This is a genomic window from Sphingobium sp. OAS761, assembly GCF_024168485.1.
GTDB lineage: Bacteria > Pseudomonadota > Alphaproteobacteria > Sphingomonadales > Sphingomonadaceae > Sphingobium.
Genome location: NZ_JALJVY010000020.1, coordinates 1 through 21,700, shown reverse-complemented (window position 1 = coordinate 21,700; position 21,700 = coordinate 1). Strand labels below are relative to the sequence as shown.

Below are 21,700 nucleotides of genomic sequence, written 5' to 3'. Positions count from 1 at the left end.
ACGACAAACGACGTCCAAGAAAATCACAGATGGGGAGGAAATATGCGTAGTTTCCGGAATCTCTCGCCGCTCGCGATTCTTGCCGGCGCCACCGCGCTGACGCCGGTGTTCGCGACCTCGGCTTTGGGCCAGAACCAGCCTCAGAGCAGCAATACTGCCGAACAGAACAGCCGCATCGAGGAAATCATCGTCACCGCGCAGAAGCGTGCGGAGAACGTCCAGAATGTGCCGATCTCGATCACCGCAGTCTCGGCGGAAGAGCTTCAGAACCGTTCGGTCAGCCAGATTTCCGACTTGCAGTCGGCTACTCCCAACGTAACCTTTTCGACCACTGCGCAAGGCACTCTGTCGAGCACGGTCGGCATCCGCGGCCTGCGCAACGCGAACATCGAGTTGGTGAACGATCAGCCGGCCGCAATCTACATCGACGATGTTTACCAATCCACCGCGATTGGTTCGATGTCGTTTCTCGGCCCCGACGTGGAGCGCATCGAAGTTCTGCGCGGCCCGCAAGGCACCCTGTTCGGCCGCAACACCATCGGTGGCGCGGTTTCGATACACACCAAACGGCCCGATCTGGATAATTTCAACGGCCGCGTGATGGCCGGTGCGGGCAATTACGGCCTCGTCGAAGGCCAGGGGATGCTCAACATTCCGCTGGTGGAGGACACGGTCGCGCTGCGACTCAACCTAGGCTATCGCGACGACAACGGCTTCGCCAAGGAAACCACTTACGGTCGCCGGCTCGGTCAGTCGAAGCAGGTCTATGCCCGCGGCCAGCTGCGGTTTCGCCCGAGCGACCGCCTGGATTTCAACATCACCGGCGACTATGTCGATGCGCGGACCGACGGCAACTTGCTCAAACCGGTTTACCTCACGGTCAGCAATCCGGTGTTCGCCTCGCCGTTCAATCCGGACGGCCTCTCACCGGCCTATCAAGAACTCGGTCTTGCCTATTTGGGCCGCTTCCCAACCCTTGCCGACGCATCCACCATCCAGTCGCAGTTTTTCTCGTGCGGAGGGGGGGCGAGGCCGACCCTCGCGAATAGTTGCTGGTCCCCCAGCCCGACCAATCCGCGCACTACTACCGGGCCGTTCTCCGGCGCCGCATCGATGGGCGACATCAGTCGGTACCGGGAATGGGGAGTTTCCGGAAATATCGAATATGAGCTGAGCGACGACCTTCAGGTGAAGTCGATCACCGCCTATCGCGACTTCTATCATGATAGCCCGAAGGATTATGACGGCACGGTGCCCATCCTGCTGTATTCGCGGGCCACTCCGGAAGGAAACACCTTTACCCAGGAACTGCAGTTCAATGGAAACGTGTTCGGCGACCGGCTCAAATACACGCTAGGGTCGTACTACTACAGGTTCAAAGGCATCGAACGCGGTACAAATACAGCGGTTCCGCTGCTCACTGCGGCTTTCGGCTTCGGAGACACCGTGGCCAATTACATCGAGAACCGCGTCGACAACAAGAGCCTGGGCTTTTTCGGCCAGGGCACGTTCGCCGTCACGGACCGTCTGAACCTGACCGGCGGCCTGCGTTACACCAAAGAAGACAAGAAAGTTGGCATCACGCAGTTCGGCAGCCGTCCCATTATACCCGGTGTGTTCCCGAACGGCCTTGCCTGTACCCTGCCGATCCCGCCCGCGGGTTCGGACGCCAATCCCGACTTGTGCGTCGACAGCCAGACTCTCAAGTACGACTCGTGGGATTGGACCGCCGGGGCGGACTACAAGCCGACTGACCGCATATTGCTCTATGCACGCGCCGCCAAGGGCTTCCAGGCGGGCGGCATCAATCAACGCAGCACCGTCGGCGTGCCGTTCGTCAAATACCTCCCGATGACCGCGATCAACTACGAGATCGGCGCCAAGGCCGATCTGTTCGACCGCACCGTGCGGATCAACGTCTCGGCCTTCCAGACCAACGTGAAGAACTTTCAGCGACCGGTTCCCGCAACGTTTTTCGTAGATGGCTCCGCGGTCACGGTGGTCGCGACGATCAACGCGGCGACGGCCCGCATCCGAGGCCTGGAGGGCGAACTCACCCTGATCCCGTTCGAAGGAGCCCGGATCTCGGCCCAGATCGGCCTGACCGACCCGAAATGGAAAAAGTTCCTTGCCACCGGTCCTGCGGGCCCCGACACTCTCGACCTTTCGAAGACCGAATTCCAGCAGATTTCGAAGGTTACCTACGGCATCTCGCCCTCGTACACGCTGCCGGTCGAGTTCGGCGAGATTCACTTCCAGCTCGACTGGGTGTACCAAAGCCGACAAAATCTGCAGCCGTTGCTCAGCTTCCCGACCGATAAGGATCTGCCGGTGCCGGCGATGATCCAGAAGGGCTACGGTCTGCTCAACGGCCGGATCGCCGCGCGGGTTGGCAGCGACACGGAAATCGCGGTGTGGGCCAAGAACATCGCCGACAAGCGTTACTTCACCGGCGGCCTCAATATCGCGGGGAGCCTTGGGTTCGCCGACGCGACGGTGGGCAATCCGCGGACATTCGGTGTCCAGATCAGCCATAACTTCTGATCGAGGCACCTGCCGCGAACAAGTGAACAGGGGCGCGCCAGTGTGCGCCCCTTTTTTGCGCGGAACTGGGGAAGTCTGTGGAAATCCAGCCGCCTTCAAGGGCTGACGCGCTGCTCACGCCTGCCGCCGACCAGCGGCAGGCGGTGCAGGAAGTGATCGACCGCTATTTTTTCGCCATCGACAGCCGCAATCCAGACCTGGTTCGCAGATGCTTTGCCAATGACGCGCGGTACACAAGCGATGCGGGCTTGCTCGACATGGAGGGCCGCGACGCGATCGGCAATCGGCTGGGAAAAGGCGGCCGCTTCGTCCACACCACCCATGTTCGCGCCAGCCAGGAAATCGTCATAGACGGGGATGTCGCAACCGCCGACACGTTTGCGATTGCCTATCTGGTCGAACCCGAAGCGGCTGGAGGCATGGTCCACGTCCGCGGCCTCCGCTACACCGACCGCCTCAACCGCGGTGCCGACGGCTGGAAGATCGTCAGCCGTCACCATTCCACGAGATGGCAGTACGATCAGCAGGGGTGCGCCGTGATGCCGGTTTGAGTGCCGGGTCCGATAACGATTGGCCTGAATGCCTAGGCAACCATTGCTGCCGGCATGGATGGCAGATAGATCGTCTTCTCTTCGAAGAACCCAGCCAGCCCTTCTGGCCCACCCTCGCGACCGATCCCCGATTGCTTCCAGCCGCCGAACGGCATTGTCAGGTCCATGGTGTTGCCATTGAGCCCCACGCTGCCCGTGCGTAGTTGCCGGGCCAGCGCATAGGCGCGATCGGCGTCATGAGTGAATAGCGCGCCGTGCAGGCCGTAGGGCGAATCGTTGGCGATTGCGACGGCCTCATCGACGGTGTCGTAAGGGATCATCACCAGCACGGGACCGAAGATTTCCTCCCGTGCGATGCGCATGGCGTTGTCCACGCCCGAGAAAAGGGTCGGCGCGAAGAAGTAGCCGCGATCGAAGCCTGCCGGCCTGGCGCCTCCCACGACCAGTTTCGCACCTTCGTCCCTGCCGATGCGAACATATTCATTCACCTTGTCGAACTGGCGTTCCATCGCCAGCGTGCCGATCTGCGTTGCAGGATCGAACGGGTCCCCCAGCCTCACCTGACTGAAGGCGTGCTCGAGCATCTCTTCGAACTCCGCGATGCGGTCGCGCTGCACGAGGATCCGCGACAGGGTGACACAGGCCTGCCCGCAATTGCCCATGACCTGACCGAGAATGCCGGGAAGGCAATCGGTGGGCGCGATGTCGTCGAGCACGATCGCGGCCGACTTGCCGCCGAGCTCGAGTGTGACTCGCGCCACGCGATCGGCGCAGACCGACATGATGTGCTTGCCCGTCGCCGTGCTGCCGGTGAAGGTGACCTTGTCGACGCCCGGATGGCGGACGAGATGGTCGCTGGCCTCGCGCCCGCCGGCGACGATGCTGAACGTCCCTTCCGGCAGGTCCGCCGCCTCGATGCATTCGGCGAGAATATAGGCGTCGAGCGGAGTCTCCGGCGCCGGCTTGAGCACAACCGTACAGCCGGCGGCGAGCGCGGCTGCGACCTTGATCACGGCGAGGAATATGGGGGCGTTCCAGGGAACGATCGCCGCGACCACGCCGATCGGCTCCTGCGTGACGAGGGCATAGCCCCCCGCAGCGCGCTGGCGAGCATCGACCAGGCATGCCTTTTCGAGCACGTCAGCGTAGTGCTCGAAAATCATTCCGCAGTTTTCGGAAACACGCGAGGTGAACATGTTGGGAGCGCCCGCTTCCAAGGTCCACAGCCACGCCAGCGCATCCGCGCGGGTCTTGAGCAAGCGGGCGATCTCGCGCAGCTTGCCCGCGCGCTCGGCCACGCTGGTTTTGGGCCAGGGGCCGCTATCGAAGGCGGCGCGAGCTGCGGCGACCGCCCGATCGACATCGGCCACGACCGCGGCGGGCACTTCGCCGACCACCTCTTCGGTCATCGGGCAGACGATCTCCAACTGCTCGGCTGATGCTGGCTGAACCCACCTATTCGCGATGAAAAGAGACTGCGGATGGGCGGGCTGAAAGGGGGCGTCGGAAAGGTACGGTACGGTCATTTGCATGGCTAGAATCCTTACTTTCCGAGATCAGTGGCAATCATGTTGGATGCTTTCTCGGCGATCATGATGGTGGGCGCATTGGTGTTAGCGGAGGTCATCGTGGCAGTATCGACCTGTCCGCGACGCGCAGTCCGGGCACGCTGCGGAACCCAGCCTCGATTGACGCTTCGGTGGTTGGCTAGGGCGGATCGACATTCAGGAGATGGCGAGGCGAAAATCGTGCTTTTTCGTGAACCGGAGCGCAGCGGACTTAAGGTCCGTGAGCACCGGAAGCGCGAAAATGGGCGATTTGCAGGCCGCCAGAACTGAATGTCGATCCGTCCTAGCATACAGCCAGCCGATGCTGCGCCCATGACGATCACGTCAAGATCCGCGCTCAAGCCATCGTCTCCCAGATGTGGCTCCCCCGAGATCCGGAGGGCTGATATAGAGTTATTGGTATTGATGATTCCGTCTTGCCTCGCCGGCTGATTTGCGTCAACAGGAAGCATCAGGTCTGCGCTACAAATATGAATGTGGTCGTAGGGCTTGCTTCAACGCGCGCGGCTTTACCTTCAGCCATCCAAGGAGATCGGACCGTGGCGATACCCGCCGACTTGCAACTTCTCGCCGATCGCGAGGCGATCAAGGAGCTGACTGCAAAATATGCGCGCTGCGTGGTGACCGGCGATGGGCGTGGCGTCGGCGCGCTTTACTCCGAAGACGGCCGGTTCGCCGCCGGACGCTTCGACTATGTCGGCCGGAAGAACATCCAGGACTTTCTCGAGAGCCAAACCACCCCGGGCAAGAACATGCCGCTCGTCACCGATCACATCATCGAGATCGATGGAGACGAGGCGACCTGCTACTCGATTATGTTCACGCCGTGGTTCAAGGGCAAGCACCCGGGGTTCTGCGGGGCGTACAGCGATCGGCTGCGCAAGATTGAAGGCGAGTGGTACTTCGTTGAGCGCAGCTTCGAATTCTTCGAAGGTAAGCCCGAGGACTCCTGAGAACACCCCATCGCGCGGCCCGTCTTTCCTGGCCACCGGACAGGGGCGCAGTCGTCTGAAGCGACTTTGCCGAGCTTGGCGCCCCGTTCAAAACAGATCGATCCGGTCTTCCATAACCAGCGCTCCGTCACGCATTCGGCGCACCACCATCGCGTCGGCGCCCTGAATGCCTCGGTGGTTGTGCGGGCTGAAGCCGATGCAGGTGCGCGCGCCGCCCGTTGCCGCCGGCAGCATCTGGACCATCTCCAGCCCGCGCCGAATGCCGTCGCGGTTCATGATCGGCGCCAGGGTGACCCCCTCGAGAAAGGTGGTCATCATGTCGTGAAATATCCCGATCATCTCTCCGCTGGGGATGGTCTCGCCGGGATAGCGAGCGGCGTAGGCTTCGCGGAATCGAGCGTTGACCTGGTTCGCGTCGTCCCAGTGTGTGGTTCCCACCCAGCCCTCGAACCCGGCGGCGGCATCGGCATTGGTCGCGCCATGGAAGGCGTCGTTCATGATTCGCGGGATTTCCGGCCAATTGCGGGTGACGTAAGCCGCCCAATGGTACGACATCGCACCGCTGCCGAAGTGCGCGATGGCCTGGGGCTGAACGCTGGCCAACTCCTGGTGAGCCTCGGCGAATACCTCCTGCAGATCGGGAGTGATCGTCTGCGGAAAGCGCACATCGTAGAGGATCTTAATGCCCGCGCGCCGGCACGCGTTGCGGAAATGCGTGACGCCCTCGACGATGTGGTCGGCCCGGTCCCAAGTGATCGCGACGCGCGTGTAGCCCTTCTTCCTGAGCCAGCTGGCCAAGGTATAGACATCGTGGGGAACGCTGCCCCACGATATCGAAAAGCTCCATTTTGACATCGCATGAGTTGTCGCGCCAGTGTTCAAGAACACCACCTCGCGCTTGTCGGCTTCTGGCGCGATGGAGATGCTATCGTCGGCATGGTGCCCGCCCAGGACCGCGATCACGCCCTGGTCGCACAGCTCGTGGAAGGCATCGATCGAGTTCTGGATGAAGCCGGCGGGCGGACCATAAGGATAAACCTTGATCAGCTCGATCCCGCGTTCGAAGCGGCCGTCCTTCTTGTACTGCTCCAGGATCAGATCGTAGATCTTCTCGGCGAGGTCGGTATAGCGTGGCGGATTGTCGAGCAGCAGCCCGACCCTCAACGGTTCGGCCGGTTCCTTGTACTGATCACGACGCGACATTGCTGGCTTCTCCCATTAGCTCCCCGCCCTTAGCAGCGCCATCGGCGAGGAACAACTTTCCTGTATCTCTATTGGATTTTTTGCCGTTTCCGCGCGGACTTTCTCTGACCCTTCGCGTGAAGACCCATATTATTCCGGCGAAGCGGCTCAGTGTAAGGTGCGCAGAAGGGCTCTTTGGACCAATTGAGCTTCGCGGGCCTGGGTCGGACAGGCGGCCCATAATGAGCGATCATGGGTTGGTTTCCGGACAAAGCCAATGCGTGCGCGGGTTCATTGGGTGCTCCTGCGCGCTGGGGCGTAGCCCATCGCCGGCGACCGCCCAGAGATACTTGACGGTGGCTTCCGAATTCGGATTGATATAACCCTATATCGCAAAGGCCGTCCCGTCTGAACTGAACGACGGCACGGAACATCATGCGAATTTTGGAGTGCAAAGGATGAAACGCGTTCTCATCACCGGCTGTTCGAGCGGGATCGGCCGGGCGCTGGCAAGCGAGCTCTCGGGCCGCGGTCATCGCGTCATCGCCACCGCGCGAGACCCCGATACGCTGAGGGACCTGGACGTCGCGGAACGACTCGCGCTGGACGTGACGAGCCGTGATTCGGTCCAACGCGCAGTCGCCGCCGCTGGAGATATCGATGTCCTGATCAACAACGCCGGCGTCACCATCTGGAGCGCGGTCGAATCGCCACCGGAGGAAGAGACGCAACGCATCTTCGAAACCAACGTGTTCGGGATGCTACGCATGATCCGCGCGGTGGTCCCTGGAATGCGCGAGCGCGGAAGCGGGGACATCGTGCAGATCTCGTCTGCCGTCGCCCGCCGCTCGACCGCGCTTCTTGGCCATTACGCCGCGACCAAGGCCGCATTCGATGCCTATTCCGAAGCTCTGCGGCTCGAGCTTGCGCCCTTCGGGATCAAGGTCGGCATCGTCGCTCTCGGCGCAGTGGAAAGCAGCTTCGGCACCAACCGCAGGGAAATCGTCGAACCTGCATACCAGGACCTGGTTGATCATGTGAAGGCGAGGCTGGCGAAAGCGCGCAAGTCCCCGTTCAGCGCCCAATTCGTGGCGGAGCGGCTGGCCGATGCGATCGAGGCGGGGAACCTCCCGCTGCGCCTCGACGGCACCGGGGATGCGTTCGACCTGATCGCCCAGCGTGCCGCGCTCGACGACGTCGAATGGGAGCGCAAGACCCTTGCGGAGATTTGGACGCCAGAGCGCGTGTGAGCCGACACGGCATGAATTTATAAGGGAGACGAAAATGGGGATGCTCGACGGAAAATTCGCCCTGGTCGCAGGCGGCGCGAGCGGCGCTGGGGAAGCTGCGGTCGACGCGTTCCTCGCGGAGGGCGCGAAGGTCGTGTCGCTCGATATTCAGCCCGGGCCCAAGGATGGTTCGCGCCCGCCCGAGCACTTCCGCGCGATGACCTGCGACATCACCGACAAGCAGGCAGTCGATACCTGTTTCGCACAAGCCGTGCAGTTCATGGGCGGTCTCGACGCGGTATGCGTGCCGGCGGGCATCACTGCCCGCAAATTGGCCGAGGACATCAGCGAAGAAGACATGCGCCGGATCTTCGAGATCAACGTGTTGGGGACGATGTTCGTCAACCAGGCTGCATTCCCCTATATGAAGGACAAGGGCGGCTCGATCATCAACTTCGCGTCGGTTTCCGGGATTCGCGGCCAGGTCATGCGCGCGCACTATTGCGCGACCAAGGGCGCGGTCGCCGCATGGACCAGGGCCGTCGCGATGGACTGGGCCAGGTACAACATCCGGGTGAACGCGATCGCGCCGATGATCTATACGCCGATCGTCGACCGCGTGCGGGCTGCGCTCCCCGAATCCGAGCGCGAGAGTTTCGAGAAGAGCATCGGCCAGGCGCAACGCCTGCCCGGAGGCCTGCGTGGCGCGGACTCGCTGGGTCCGACGATGGCGCTGCTAGCAGGCGACGGAGCAAGCTACATGACCGGCCAGGTGCTCTCGCTGGACGGCGGCGTATGCATGCTGGGATCCTGACCGCACCGTCGATGCCAGCGCCTGCAGCCGAGATGCGCCGCGTGCAATTGATATGCAGGAATAGTCGAATTATTTGACTTTCGGCCGCATTAAGCTTGACCTGCGGCCGCGATCGCGGAATAAGAGATACATTAAATCAAGTTGATCGCGGACCGCCTGAAAAGGGCGAAGTCTGCTGATCCGGACCCGCTTCCAAATGGCGGGCGAATAGAAGGAGGGATGTCCGATGCGTATGGAAGACATGATTCTTGTCAGCGTCGATGATCACTTCGTCGAGCCGCCGACGATGTTCGACCAAGTGACCCCCGCCAAGTATAAGGACGTCTTCCCCAAAATGGTGAAGGTCGATGGTTGCGACGCTTGGTCGGTCGACGGTCGCATCATCCGCAACTTTGGCCTCAACGCGGTTGTCGGACGCCGCAGGGAAGAACTCGGCATGGAGCCGACGGCGCTCGATCAGCTGCGCAAGGGTTGCTATGACGTCCACGCCCGCGTCGAGGACATGAACGTCAACGGCATCTATGGGTCGATGAACTTCCCCTCGTTCGTCGGCATGGCCGCGCAGAACCTTGAGCCGATCGCGGACAAGGGCCTCGCCACCGCCATCGTCCGCGCGTGGAATGACTGGCATATCGACGTGTGGTGCGGCGCTTACCCCAATCGCTTCATCCCGATGTGCATCGTGCCCACCTGGGATCCTCAGGAGGCGGCCAATGAGATCCGTCGTTGCGTGGCCAAGGGTTGCCACGCGGTCAGCTTCCCGCCCAACCCGTCGTTGACGGGCAATCCTTCACTCCATTCGGAAGTCTGGGACCCGATCTGGCGGGCGTGTGCGGAAAACAACGTGGTGATCTGCCTGCACATCTCCGATGCCAGCGCCGCCGCGCCCTCTGAAGACACGCCGGTGGACGCCTATATCGCGAACATGCAGGTCAGCCTGCTCAATACCGCCACCGACCTCACCTACTCGCACATCCTGCGCAGGTATCCGGGCATCCGCTTCGCCCTTTCCGAGGGGTCGATCGGATGGATTCCCTACATGCTCGAGCGTATCGACATGGTTCGCCAGCAGCACGGCGGGTGGACCCGTCAGGACTTTGGCGACAAGCTGCCGAGCGAGGTTTTCAAGGAGCATGTCTACTGCTGCTTCATCACCGATCGCACCGGCATCAAGCTCCGCCACGACATCGGGATCGAGAGCATCACCTACGAGTGCGACTATCCCCACGCCGACTGCCTGTGGCCCTACGCACCCGAGCAGCTGTGGAAGGAAGTTGGCGACCTGCCCGACCAGGAGATCAACCTCATTACCCACCTCAACGCGATGCGCCAGTACAGCTGGAACCCGTTCGAGAAAGGTTACAAGCCTGAGGAGGCGACCGTCGGCGCGCTGCGCGCGCTGGCCGCGAAGCAGGGCGTCGACATCACCCCGATGGCTGGCCGCGGCGGTGAGCCCCCAAGTCTCGAGCTCGGGCCGGTGCGGGTCAAGGACATCCGCGCTCAGCTACAGTTCGGTCGCAAAGTCGCGTGACGTGGTAGCGGCGGAGGCTTGGCGTCCTCCTGCCCCCAACAATGGGCACGAGGCCATGAATCGGCGCGCCACTTCGGCGGATGCGCCTGCGCGACGCCGCCCCGGCGGCCGCCCCACGGCCGGCGAATCCGAAGCGCTGAACCTGGCGATCGTCTCTGCCGCGGCATGCCCCTGGAACGCATCGCCAGACAAGCAAAGTGGCAACTCGCCCCCGGTCCCTGTCCTCATTCCTCCCCCCATCCCCATCGAGAGCGAGCTAAAGCGATGACCGAGGCCCAGACGCTGGCTGATCAAGCTGTTCCGGCGCATGTCCCCGCGCACCTGGTGAAGCCATATGATTTCCGCAGCGGACTGGGCGACCGGCCACAAGAGGCAATCGCCGGGCTCCTCGATGGCCCGGCAGTGTTCTGGTCACCCGTCCGCCATGTGCTGGACAAGGGCGGCGCCTGGGTCGTGACCCGGTCGCGCGAAGCTCGGGAGGTGCTCGCCAATCCTGAGGTCTATTCGAGCGAAATCCAGGGCGCGTTTCTCAAGGCCATCAGCGACGACTTTCACCTGGGGCCGCTCGCTTCGGATCCGCCTGCTCACGCCCGCTACCGCACCTTGATCAATCCGCTGTTCACGCCCAAGAAAATGTTCGAGCTCGCGCCCAAGATCGAGGCGTGGTGCGACGAGCTGATCGACGGGTTCGCCGATCGGGGTCGCTGCGACCTGGTCCCCGAGTTCGCCGACCTGTTTCCGACGGGAATTTTCGTGGACTTGATGGGGTTCCCGCGCGAGCGCCTGGCCGAGTTCCTCAAGTGGAACCAGGATTTCATCCACGGGGAAACGCCCGACCAGCGCCTGGCCGGTATCAAGGCGATCACCGACTTCTTCGCCGAAATCTATGAGAACCCGAAATTGGCCCCGTCCAACAGCGTCGTCCATTACCTGCTGACTTCCGAGCCGGATGGCCGGCCGCTGTCGCGCGGCGAGTTTATGGGCGTGGTCTTCCTGCTGTTTTCCGCGGGCCTCGACACCGTGGTCAGCTCGCTCGGCTTCACCTTCCGCCTGCTCGCCGAGAATCAGGAACTGCAGGCGCATCTGCGGGCGAACCCGGCGGAGCTGCCGCGCCACGTCGAGGAGATGATGCGGTTGTTCTCGCCGGTCACAGTTCAGCGCACCGCGGTCGTCGACACCGAACTCGGCGGCGTGACGATCAAGGCTGGTGACCGGCTGGCGGTCTCGCTCGCCTGCGCCTCGCGCGACCCCGAGGCGTTCCCGGACCCCGATCAGCTCGACGCGTCGCGCAATCCCAACCCGCATCTCGCCTTCGGCTTTGGGATCCATCGCTGCGCCGGCGCGCAGCTGGCCCGGCGCGACATCGCGATCGCGCTCGAAAGATGGTTTCAGCGCATCCCGCCGTTCCGGCTCGCCCCTGACAGCCGGATCACCGCCGCGGGCGGCTCGGTGCTGTGCCTCGATGGCGTGGTTCTTGAATGGGACAGGATGCAGGTGCCTCAATAGGCAATCTATCGGAGTGGCATGAGCGAAATGCCAGCCACGCAAATCAGCGGCCTGACGCGCACCGTTGAGCCTTTCTATGACCAAAGAGGCGTCCTCCTTAACCCGATGGCGTACCCCTCCAGGAGATGAACACGTGGAATTTCGTAACGTCGGCCGATCCGGTCTGAAGGTTTCCAAGATCGGACTGGGGTGCAACAACTTCGGTTGGACCATCGACAAGGAAACCTCGCGCCCTGTCGTTCACAAGGCGCTCGATCTTGGCATCACGCTGTTCGACACCGCAGACTTCTACGGATCCACCCCGGGTAATTCCGAAGAGGTCCTCGGCGACCTGATCGCCGGACAGCGTGAGCGCATCGTTCTCACCACCAAGTTCGGTGTTCCGCTGGTCGGCACCGACCGCACTCCCGACAACTCGCGCTCGTTCGTGCTCAACGCGATCGAGGGCAGCCTGCGTCGGCTCAAGACCGACTGGATCGACATCTACATGATCCACTGGCCAGACGCGCGCACACCGATGGACGAGACGCTGCGCGTGCTCGAGGACATCGTGCGCGCCGGCAAAGCGCGCTACATTGCCTGCTCGAACCTCGCGCCGTGGCGGATCGTGGAATCCAAATGGGTTGCCGACAAGATCGGGGTTCCCGGCTTCATCGCCGCACAGGACGAGTATAACCTGCTTAATCGTGGCGCCGAAAAGGAACTGCTTCCAGCGCTACAGGCCTACAACATGGCGCTGATTCCCTATTTCCCGCTCGCCTCCGGCTTGCTCACGGGAAAATACATCGACGCCATGCCCGAAGGGCGCCTGCAGCAGAACTTCCTCAATCTCGGCAATCGCCTGCTGACCGAAGGAAACATCGCCAAGGTTCGCAAGCTCAACGAGCTCGCCAAGGAAAGCGGACACTCGCTTTTAGAGCTGGCGATGAGCTGGACTGCAAGCCGCCCCAACGTCGCCAGTGTGATCGCCGGCGCAACCAGGCCCGAACAGCTCGAGCAGAACGTCGCGGCCGCCGACTGGCAATTCACCGCCGATCAGCTTGCAGCGATCGACGAAATCACGCGCTGAGGCGCCGGGAGACACGGCCATGATCAATGGAATTCACCACATCTCGCTCGCGACCACCGATCTCGATCGGCTGCTCGGTTTCTACCGCGACCTGCTCGGCCTCTCGGCGCGGCACGTCTCGGTGCTCGAGGAAAACAACGAGCCGTTCGAAACCATTGTGGGCATGAAAGGCGCCAAGGGCCGCGCCGCTTCGTTGCGCGCTGGCAACTGCCAGATCGAATTCTTCCAGTACACCTACCCGGTACCCAAGGACATCGGCAAGGCCCCGGCCTGCGACGCCGGCATCCGCCACATCTGCTTCGACGTGACCGACATCCGTTCGGAGTACGAGCGCCTGAAAGCGGCCGGTATCGAGTTCGTATCCGAGCCGCAGCACCTGCCCAAGGCCAAGGCGACCTCTGTCTACGCCTACGATCCAGACGGCAACATCGTTGAAATGCAGGAAATCCACGAGGGTAGCCCGATCGAGCGGGTTCCGCTGCCGCCGCGCACCTGACCCCCGGCGCAACCCCAATGGGGAAGGACCGACATACGACTGGAAGGCATGGGCGCAATCGTAACCGGCGCGACGAGGGGCATCGGTCTTGCCATTGCGCAAAGCTTCGTTTCCGAGAGAGCCTCAGTCGTGCTCGCCGGGCGTTCCATCGAGGAAGGCCGCAAATGCGCCGATGCGCTCGGGCCCAATGCGCACTTCATCAGCTGCGATCTTACCCGGAAGAAAGAGATAGAAGCGCTGACCGCCGAGGCCGACAGATTGTTCGGCCGCATCGACATGCTGGTCAACAACGCGGGAGACCTGCACCGCGCCAGCGTCCTGGACCTGCCGGTCGAAGAATATGAGCGCATTCACAAGCTCAATCTGACTGCTCCGTTCCTGCTTACCCAGCTGGTCGGGCGGATCATGGTGCGCGAGCGGCGGGGCGGCTCGATCATCAACATCACCTCGACCGGCGCCGCAGTGTGCCGTCCCGGCGGGACGACCTACCATGTTACCAAGGCAGGGCTCGCCATGCTGACGCGAAGCTCGGCGCTGGACCTTGGGCAGTATGGAATACGGGTCAATGCGATCGCGCCCGGCGCGTTCGAAACCGGGCTGATGCTGTCGAGCACCTCGACCACCCCCGGGCTGCGCGATCAGCTGGTCAGCACGACCCCGCTCGGCCGCAACGGTCAAGTCGAAGAGCTGGCAGACGTAGCCACTTTTCTGGCCAGCCGGGATTCCAGTTACGTTACGGGGCAGCAGCTGTTCGTCGACGGCGGGCGCATGATGTTGAACCCCGGACTCAAGGTTCCCGAAGTAGCGGACTGGGTCGATTTCCGGCGCTGATGTGTCGAATCACTCGATGGTGAAGAGCGGCTCCAGCCGCACTTTCGCAACTTTCCATTCGCCCTCGATCCGCGCATATTCATCGTGGCTGTAGCCGTAGCCGTGGCCATGATGGACGCCGGCTTCGTAGAGCGGGCCAAGATAGTGCTCCTGCGCCCAGATCCCCGTAGCCCGGTCGGGCGACAGCAGCGCGATTTCCGGCAGATGATTGGCGTGGAGCGACGGAGCTGAGCCGAACCACTCCTTGACCAGGGTGAGGAATGCCGCGGTCCCGCGTACTTCCCTTCCGCCTGCGCGCAGCGACGGAAGATCCAGCTCGACGTCAGGAGCGAGCGTGCTGGCCAGCAAATCCCAGTCCTTGGTGTCGATACCCCGGCAGTAGCGCGCGCGCAGCTGCTTGATCTCTTCGATCGCGAAAAGCCGGTCGAGCATTTCCATCGTCGTCAACTCCTTCTGCACACGCGCTACCAGCGTCGCCGGGCCTGAAACGCCGGCTAAGCGCCGCAACACTTTCGTCCAAAGTCACTCTTGGAGAGTCTGCGAACAGCCCGGCGGCAACGACAATCCATGCCCCCACCCACTTGCGCGGCAGATGGTGGACGACTGGCGAAAAGGACACCGGCGCCCGTCCAGCAGCGCCCCCGCGCCTTGGGATGTCCGCTTTCCTTCACTGCCGCTTTACACCGGCGCTGACTCATTAGAACACACTCTATCCCTCCCCACCGGTTGCGGGTCCACCGCGCTCCCTCTGCTTCAGCCCTTGCGGCGCATGATCTCGGCGAAGGCGGGACGAATGACTTCCGCTGCGACCTGCACGTTCATGTATTCGCGTACGATGCGAATGCGGCCAGAGCCATCGAACACAAACTGGTAGTGATAGTCGTTGCGATAGGGACGCCCGTCGAAGACGGTCCCGGCAGACGTGCAGCGCAACGCAACGATGTCGCCTTCGGCAATCGTCTCGAGGATTTCGAAGTCCAGACCGTCGGGAAACACTTCGCCAAGCAATTTGGCGCGTTCAAGGAAGATCGGCCCGGGAATGTCACCAGAAAGCCCGGACCAGCCCGCGAATTCCGGTGCGAGGACATCATCGGGGATCTCGCGCGATATCCCGTGGACGAAGCGCCTTGCGTTGGACTTGTTGGTCTCCAGCATGTCTCGACTCTCCCCGGAGGACGTCGCTTGGGCGCCATCCATTCTCCTCCGCCTAACCTCCGGTGTTGCCGGCGCGGGCACCACGCTAACGGCAATTCCGGCACCTGAATAGCCAAAAAAACCAATCGACGACCCCATTCCGCCAATTGTGCCCCGACAAGAAAACCTATATAGGAATTGCAGGATACAAGCGAGCCGGTGCCGAAGCGCCGCCGCTGGGGAGGACAATGATGGTCGATTTTGCTGAGCTGCTCTCTACGATACGGCCGGACTATGTGCCCGTGGATGGCTACTACAAGCCTGAATTCGTCGCCCGCGAAAAGCAAATGCTCTGGCCGCACACCTGGCTGATGGCCTGTCGCGAGGAGCTCGTGGCCCAGCCCGGTCAATATTATGTGTTCGACATTGCCGACGAATCGATCCTCGTGGTCCGCAGTAAGGATGGCGTAATCCGCGCTTTCCACAATGTCTGCCCGCACCGCGGCCGCCGCCTGAAAGAGGGGGCCGGTGAGACCGGCGACAGCATTGTTTGCCGGTTTCACGGCTGGACCTGGGACAGCACCGGGGAGAACCGCCTCGTCTTCCACAAGGAAGACTGGGACGCGACAGGCGGAATCTGCGGGGTCGACGTGAACCTCGGCGAGGTCAGGGTCGGGCTGTGGGAAGGCTGGGTCTTCGTCACGCTCGATCCGGAGGTCGAGCCGCTCGAAGAATATCTCCATCCGCTGCCCGAGGTTTTCGCCAAGTTCGACTATAAGAACACCCGCCTAGCCTGGCACAAGACCGTGGTCCTCGAGTGCAACTGGAAAGTGGTGCTGGAGGCATTCCTCGAAAGCTATCACACCGCCACCACCCATCCCCAAGCCTTGAAGTTCGGGAGTCGCAAGCCTTTCTCGCAAGCCCACGGCAAGCATTCGCTTTTCGCTTTCCACTTCGTCCGGCCTCCTGAGCCCGACCCGTCTGCGCCACCGGTCGACTATCGCCTGGCGCGCTATGCCTATGTCGAGGAGATGAACCGCACGCTGGGCGCGCTGTGGGGACGGCATGGGCTCAAGGCGGCCGAGCGGCTACTCACCGACCTGCCCGAAACCGCGACCTTCGACGAGGTCAACGAGGCCTTCGTGCGGTTCCACAGCGAGGCGATGGCCGAGGACGGAGCCCGCTACCCGGTGGAGGTTACCCCTGAAGACCTCCAGCGCGCCGGGACCGCGTGGAACTTGTTTCCCAACATGATCGTGCTGCCGACGATCGACGGCTGGCAGGGCTATCGCGCGCGTCCCAACGGCGACGACCCGGATTCGGCGATCTTTGACATATGGTGGCTGGAACGCAGCGCGCCCGACGCGCCCTCGACCGTCGAGCCCGAATTTTATCCCACAATGGAGAGCTTCAAGGGGGTCTGCTATTTCCTCGAGCAGGATTTCGACAACATCAAAGCGATCCAGCAGGGCGTGAAGTCGAGCCGGATGAAGGCCATCCGCCCCAATCCCGCGCAGGAAGTGACGATCCAGACGTTTGAGCGGACTTATTACGAGCACCTTGTCGCACCGCGTGGCCAAGCTCCGCGAGGAGACGGCAGATGAGCGGCGTGTATTGGCTGACGTACGAGCAGATGGCGCGCCTTGATTGATTACGACATCCACAGTGAACGAGGACTTCAGAAGGATGAGTTTTTACGACGTTCTGATTGTGGGTGCGGGGCATGCAGGAGCTCAGGCCGCCATCTCGTTGCGACAGGCGGGGTTTGAGGGGAGCGTCGCCATGATCGGCGACGAGAAGGACCCGCCCTATGAGCGTCCGCCGCTGTCCAAGGAATATTTCGCCGGGGAAAAGACGTTCGAGCGCATTCTGATCCGGCCTGCTGATTTCTGGCAAGAGCGCAAGATCGATTTGTTGCTCGGCAAACGGGTGACCAACGTCGATGCTGCGGCGAAGACTGTCACCGCCGATGGGCAGTTAATCTCCTACGACAAGCTCATCTGGTGCACCGGCGGCTCTCCCCGGATGCTTACCTGCAACGGGGCGGACGCTCCCAACGTCCATGCGGTGCGCCGTCGCGACGATGTGGACGCGATGATGGGTCAGCTCGACACCATCCAGCATGTTACGATCGTGGGTGGCGGCTATATCGGACTTGAAGCCGCGGCCGTGCTGACGAAATTTGGGAAGAAGGTGGTTTTGCTTGAAGCGCTGGACCGCGTCCTTGCGCGAGTGGCAGGCGAGGAACTCTCGCGCTTTTATGAGGAAGAGCACCGCGCCCACGGGGTCGATCTTCGTACCGGCGCCAGGATGGACTGTATCGAAGTTGTGGACGGTAGGGCTTGCGCCGTGTTGATGGCCGATGGGGAACGGATCGAAACGGACATCGTCATCGTCGGCATCGGCATCAATCCTGAAACGGGACCGCTCATCGCGGCGGGTGCAGCGGGCGGGAATGGCGTAGACGTGGACGAATATTGTCGTACCTCTCTGCCAGACATCTATGCCGTGGGTGATTGCGCCGCGCACGCCAACCGATTTGCCGGAGGAGCGCATATGCGCGTCGAATCAGTGCAAAATGCCAACGATCAGGCGAAAACCGCCGTAGCGCACATCATGGGCAAGGAAGAGCCCTATACTGCGGTCCCGTGGTTCTGGTCCAACCAATATGACCTCAAGCTACAGACCGTCGGCTTGTCCGTCGGTTTCGATCAAGCAGTGTTGCGTGGTGATCCGAAAGAGCGAAGTTTTTCAGTGATCTATTTGAAGGGCGGCAAGGTCATCGCGCTCGACTGCGTCAATGCAGTCAAGGATTATGTGCAAGGCCGGGCCCATGTGCTCTCGGGCGCGGTGCTGGACCTGGATCAGGCGGGGGATGCAGGCGTGCCACTCAAGGAAGTCGGGATAGGCTGATCAGGGCGATGGTCTCCTTGCGAACGATCAGTCGTCAAGTCGGTGTGGCTATCGCGCGATCTCCCAAAATTCTACGGCAGTGCCATCAGTTCAGCCTCGATCTCCGCGATCATGGAGGCGGATCCTGCAGCAGCGAGGCGTCCTCCTCGCTCGCCGCCCGCTCGAGGTGTGACATGCTCCCCTGAAATGTGACGGATTTTGAGTAGAATCCGACGCGAAGGAGTCGGACGGAATGAAGCGGAGCAGGTTCAGCGAAGAGCAGATCATCGCGATCTTGAAGGAGCATGAGGCTGGTATGCCGACGGCGGAGGTATGCCGCCGGCACGGGATCAGCGGCGCGACGTTCTACAAGTACAAAGCCAAGTTCGGCAGCCTGGAGGTATCGGAAGCACGGCGGCTGCGCGCGCTCGAGGATGAGAACGCGAAGCCGAAGAAGCTGCTGGCCGACACGTCGCTGTCGGGCGTGCGGGTCGCGCGCGAACTGACGCGGCTCATCGGGGTGCGCGGCAAGCCGCATAGGGTGGTGAGCGACAACGGCACCGAGCTGACCTCGTCGGCCATCCTGCGCTGGTCGCAGGAACGGCGCGTCGAGTGGCATTACATCGCGCCCGGCAAGCCGATGCAGAACGGCTTCGTCGAGAGCTTCAACGGGCGCCTGCGGGACGAATGCCTCAACGAGACGCTGTTCACGTCGCTGGCTCATGCCCGCTTCGTGCTCGACGCCTGGCGGCACGACTACAACCAGGTCAGGCCGCACTCGAAACTGGACGGGAAGACCCCCGCCGACATCTTGCCATTCCCTCAATCGAACATCATGAAGGAGCCGGACTCTACCTCTGAATGGTAACAATCAGGGGAGCATGTCACTGGCCGTATTTTGTCATTCCATGAGGAAGCCAAAGGTTGGGATGACTTCATCGCTTACCTGTCCGCGCTGCCGGGCTTTCGTGCCGATTGGTATGAAGCTGTCGCTAGGGTGCCTTGAATGCTGGCTCTTTCCCGAGGCTCAGCACCAAGAGGCTGCTAGCCACCAGCATCGGCATGATGGCGACAAACAGATAGTCATATCCTCCGTAGGTATCAAAGACCAATCCCGCCAACGTCGGTCCCACGCCAGCACCGAAGCTGATCAGTCCCGCGATCGTACCGAAAAGCAGGCCGTAATTGGCGACGCCGAAATATCGTGCAGACAATACCGCGAAGACGTCCACTTCAGCTCCGAGGGACAGGCCAATGATGCCACCGACCAAGAGAGCCGTTAAAGGATCCAGCTGGAGCGTCAGCAAGAGCACACAGCCGATAATCGGGAACAAGAGCACGGCGCCTCCAACGAACCGGCCAGTATAGCGGTCCATGAGCAGTCCGGTTGCCAGTCGTCCGACGACCGATCCGACACCCACTATTCCTGCGATCGACGCCGCCGTTGCTGAAGAAATTCCGTTCTCCGTGAGGATGGGAACGAAATGAACGGCGAGGCTCAGGACCGAAAGGGTCATCAGGAAGGCCGCTGCCCCCATTTTGAAGAAAACCGGCGACGTCAGGCCCTCGCGGGCCGACACGCCCGGCTTTGCGGAGGCCTTGGAAGGCTCGGCCTGATCCTGCGGACGATCCTCGGACCGAAAGCACATATAGACCATGGGCAAAGCAACTAGCGCCGCGCCCCCGCTGAGGCTCAGATATGCGGTCCGCCAGCCGTAGACCAACAGGCGTTCCGCCAGAAACGGAAAGATGGCCGCGCCAATGCTGGTACCGCATAGAGCGATGGCGACGGCAAGGCCCTGATGCCTTCGAAACCGACTCGTGACTGCCTTTAGCCATACTGTCGGTTTTACAAGAACTGTGCCGAGGGCAATCACAGCCGAAAGAGCCCACCAATTCCAGATGGAAGGACCGGATGTGCTCAGCAAGGCAACGCCGGCGAGGTAGATGATCAGACCAGGAATGCCGATACGGCGCGACCCGTACCGGTCGATGGCGAGACCTACAAATGGCGCGAGAACGACTGAAATGACGCTGATGACGCCCAAACCAGCGCTGATCTCGGCGCGCGGCCATCCAAACTCCGTTTCCAGAGGCGCAATAAAGACGCCCATGGAATATATATGGGTCACCGAAGCGGTCAGCGCGACTGTTGACGCGAGAACGAGGAGCCAATCGAGAACTGAGGAGCCACCCAGCTTCGGTGGGCTGCCCTGCATATCAAGATGAGATTTAAGGGAATTCATTCATCCACTTTCTTGCTCGGTCGGCCACCGCCATCGGCCCTGTCACTCCGGCCCCTTTTTTGGACGTTGGAGCTTTGTCGGATTGCGACGTTTGCGTCGCGCTTCACCGTTCAGTCTTTCATTTGTTGCTGGCACGCAGAATGTGTCGCGCCGCGACACTCTACGGGTATTCCAGCCGCTTCGGCCATTCACCCTTGCAAAGGCTGCGTATCGACACCGAACGCGTAGCGGCCATAAGCTACGGCGCCAGCGCCAGCGGCGATGCGAAATTCAGGAAAGCGTTAAGAACGATCCAGAGCGCGCGACGAACGAGGTGAGACGCGAGACAATTATGTGAACTTGATTCCCGGCATGTTGTCGAAGGTGAAGTTATGCACAAGCGCGTCGGGAACGTGCGCCCGAATGTCGCGCATCGTCGTCCCCATTTCACTCTCCCATTATAATAGAATATACTCTTAATGTACATGTCGGTCGTCGGTGTGGCAAGGGTCCGCGGAGCGCCGCGCTTGGAGCCGACCGTCGACATAGCAGTCCACCACTTTCGAAGCCGAAGCGGCAATCCTGTTCCGGCTCAAGCACTTCATCAAGCCTTCTGCAGCAGGTTCGCGCTACACATCGGCGTCCTCATCGCGCTTACCGGCGTCGATCCGGTTCTGCCATTAGGTTAGCCTGTCAATCAAAATGAAGTATCCCAATTTCCCAACCAAACCCACGATATGGTCTTTGTAACCGGCCGAGCTGATCTGCCCGCCGCTGAGTGGCCCGGAGACTATGATGGTCTGGACCACGAAAGGGACGATGAATGTCGAGCAAGAAGCCCAAGCCGGAAGAGATTATCGGCAAGCTGCGTGAAGTTGCGAACGTTCTTGCGCGGCGGGCATCGACTGCCGAAGCCTGTCGCCGGATCGTTGTCAGCGAGCAGACCTATTACCGTTGGCGCAAGGAGTATGGTCGTCTGACGACTGACCAGGCGGGGCGAATGGAGGATGTGGAGAAGCAGAATCTGCGGCTTCGCCGTGCGATCTTGGACCCGACACTGGATACGCTGATCTTGCAGGAGTCATTTTTGTCTGTTTGGGTTTGGTTGTGGGGGCGTTGGGGACGCGAGGGAGCCCTGGCGACCATGGGGTTCGTCAGGGCATTGATGATGGGGT

The 21,700-nt window shown here is 61.7% G+C and carries 19 protein-coding genes; 14 read left to right on the top strand and 5 right to left on the bottom strand.

Features of this window, described 5'->3' with window-relative positions:
• The first annotated feature begins 42 nt into the window (after positions 1 to 42).
• Entirely contained in the window at positions 43 to 2,544 is a 2,502-nt protein-coding gene (locus J3E64_RS19890; RefSeq protein ID WP_253344956.1) for a TonB-dependent receptor, read from the top strand.
• A 77-nt stretch (positions 2,545 to 2,621) separates the two neighbouring features.
• Positions 2,622 to 3,095 carry a nuclear transport factor 2 family protein gene (locus tag J3E64_RS19885; protein WP_253344954.1) on the top strand — a complete coding sequence of 158 codons (474 nt, stop codon included), beginning with the start codon at positions 2,622 to 2,624 and terminating at the stop codon, positions 3,093 to 3,095.
• Positions 3,096 to 3,127: 32 nt separating this feature from the next.
• Here the strand turns inward: J3E64_RS19885 and J3E64_RS19880 are convergent, their stop codons facing one another.
• Complete coding sequence (locus J3E64_RS19880; protein ID WP_253344953.1) at positions 3,128 to 4,627, bottom strand: aldehyde dehydrogenase; 1,500 nt, start codon at positions 4,625 to 4,627, stop codon at positions 3,128 to 3,130.
• Positions 4,628 to 5,202: 575 nt separating this feature from the next.
• Between J3E64_RS19880 and J3E64_RS19875 the strand changes: the two genes are divergently transcribed.
• Positions 5,203 to 5,616, top strand: a complete 414-nt coding sequence (locus J3E64_RS19875) for a nuclear transport factor 2 family protein (RefSeq protein WP_253344952.1) — start codon at positions 5,203 to 5,205, stop codon at positions 5,614 to 5,616.
• Positions 5,617 to 5,703: 87 nt separating this feature from the next.
• Here J3E64_RS19875 and J3E64_RS19870 read toward each other — a convergent pair whose 3' ends face one another.
• Positions 5,704 to 6,819, bottom strand: coding sequence for an ABC transporter substrate-binding protein (locus J3E64_RS19870; RefSeq protein ID WP_253344951.1), 1,116 nt, complete (start codon positions 6,817 to 6,819; stop codon positions 5,704 to 5,706).
• A 437-nt stretch (positions 6,820 to 7,256) separates the two neighbouring features.
• Between J3E64_RS19870 and J3E64_RS19865 the strand changes: the two genes are divergently transcribed.
• From J3E64_RS19865 to J3E64_RS19835, 7 genes are all read left to right on the top strand, one after another.
• Positions 7,257 to 8,048 carry an SDR family oxidoreductase gene (locus J3E64_RS19865; RefSeq protein ID WP_253344950.1) on the top strand — a complete coding sequence of 264 codons (792 nt, stop codon included), beginning with the start codon at positions 7,257 to 7,259 and terminating at the stop codon, positions 8,046 to 8,048.
• Positions 8,049 to 8,082: 34 nt separating this feature from the next.
• Positions 8,083 to 8,841: an SDR family NAD(P)-dependent oxidoreductase gene (locus J3E64_RS19860; protein ID WP_253344949.1), complete on the top strand. Its 759-nt coding sequence runs from the start codon at positions 8,083 to 8,085 to the stop codon at positions 8,839 to 8,841.
• Between the two features lie 226 nt (positions 8,842 to 9,067).
• Entirely contained in the window at positions 9,068 to 10,372 is a 1,305-nt protein-coding gene (locus tag J3E64_RS19855; RefSeq protein ID WP_253344947.1) for an amidohydrolase family protein, read from the top strand.
• A 264-nt stretch (positions 10,373 to 10,636) separates the two neighbouring features.
• A complete protein-coding gene (locus tag J3E64_RS19850; RefSeq protein WP_253344946.1) occupies positions 10,637 to 11,878 on the top strand; it encodes a cytochrome P450 in 1,242 nt (413 codons plus the stop codon).
• A gap of 133 nt (positions 11,879 to 12,011) precedes the next feature.
• Entirely contained in the window at positions 12,012 to 12,947 is a 936-nt protein-coding gene (locus J3E64_RS19845; protein WP_253344945.1) for an aldo/keto reductase, read from the top strand.
• 19 nt (positions 12,948 to 12,966) lie between these two features.
• Positions 12,967 to 13,443, top strand: coding sequence for a VOC family protein (locus J3E64_RS19840; protein WP_192668156.1), 477 nt, complete (start codon positions 12,967 to 12,969; stop codon positions 13,441 to 13,443).
• A gap of 48 nt (positions 13,444 to 13,491) precedes the next feature.
• Complete coding sequence (locus J3E64_RS19835) at positions 13,492 to 14,274, top strand: SDR family NAD(P)-dependent oxidoreductase (protein WP_253344944.1); 783 nt, start codon at positions 13,492 to 13,494, stop codon at positions 14,272 to 14,274.
• 9 nt (positions 14,275 to 14,283) lie between these two features.
• On the opposite strand, the gene J3E64_RS19830 is transcribed toward J3E64_RS19835, so the two are convergent.
• Both J3E64_RS19830 and J3E64_RS19825 read right to left on the bottom strand, forming a co-directional pair.
• Complete coding sequence (locus tag J3E64_RS19830; protein ID WP_253344943.1) at positions 14,284 to 14,712, bottom strand: nuclear transport factor 2 family protein; 429 nt, start codon at positions 14,710 to 14,712, stop codon at positions 14,284 to 14,286.
• A 315-nt stretch (positions 14,713 to 15,027) separates the two neighbouring features.
• Positions 15,028 to 15,429, bottom strand: a complete 402-nt coding sequence (locus J3E64_RS19825; RefSeq protein ID WP_253344942.1) for a nuclear transport factor 2 family protein — start codon at positions 15,427 to 15,429, stop codon at positions 15,028 to 15,030.
• A gap of 227 nt (positions 15,430 to 15,656) precedes the next feature.
• Between J3E64_RS19825 and J3E64_RS19820 the strand changes: the two genes are divergently transcribed.
• The 3 genes from J3E64_RS19820 (at position 15,657) to J3E64_RS19810 (ending at position 19,168) form a co-directional block, all read left to right on the top strand.
• Positions 15,657 to 17,012, top strand: coding sequence for an SRPBCC family protein (locus tag J3E64_RS19820; RefSeq protein ID WP_253344941.1), 1,356 nt, complete (start codon positions 15,657 to 15,659; stop codon positions 17,010 to 17,012).
• Positions 17,013 to 17,094: 82 nt separating this feature from the next.
• Positions 17,095 to 18,321 carry an NAD(P)/FAD-dependent oxidoreductase gene (locus J3E64_RS19815; protein ID WP_253344939.1) on the top strand — a complete coding sequence of 409 codons (1,227 nt, stop codon included), beginning with the start codon at positions 17,095 to 17,097 and terminating at the stop codon, positions 18,319 to 18,321.
• A gap of 232 nt (positions 18,322 to 18,553) precedes the next feature.
• Entirely contained in the window at positions 18,554 to 19,168 is a 615-nt protein-coding gene (locus J3E64_RS19810; RefSeq protein ID WP_253344937.1) for an integrase core domain-containing protein, read from the top strand.
• A gap of 124 nt (positions 19,169 to 19,292) precedes the next feature.
• Here the strand turns inward: J3E64_RS19810 and J3E64_RS19805 are convergent, their stop codons facing one another.
• The gene (locus J3E64_RS19805; RefSeq protein WP_253344935.1) at positions 19,293 to 20,546 is read right to left on the bottom strand and encodes an MFS transporter; all 1,254 of its coding nucleotides are present in this window, start codon (positions 20,544 to 20,546) and stop codon (positions 19,293 to 19,295) included.
• Between the two features lie 802 nt (positions 20,547 to 21,348).
• Between J3E64_RS19805 and J3E64_RS19800 the strand changes: the two genes are divergently transcribed.
• A partial coding sequence (locus J3E64_RS19800; RefSeq protein ID WP_253344933.1) for a transposase occupies positions 21,349 to 21,700 on the top strand: 352 nt, incomplete at its 3' end.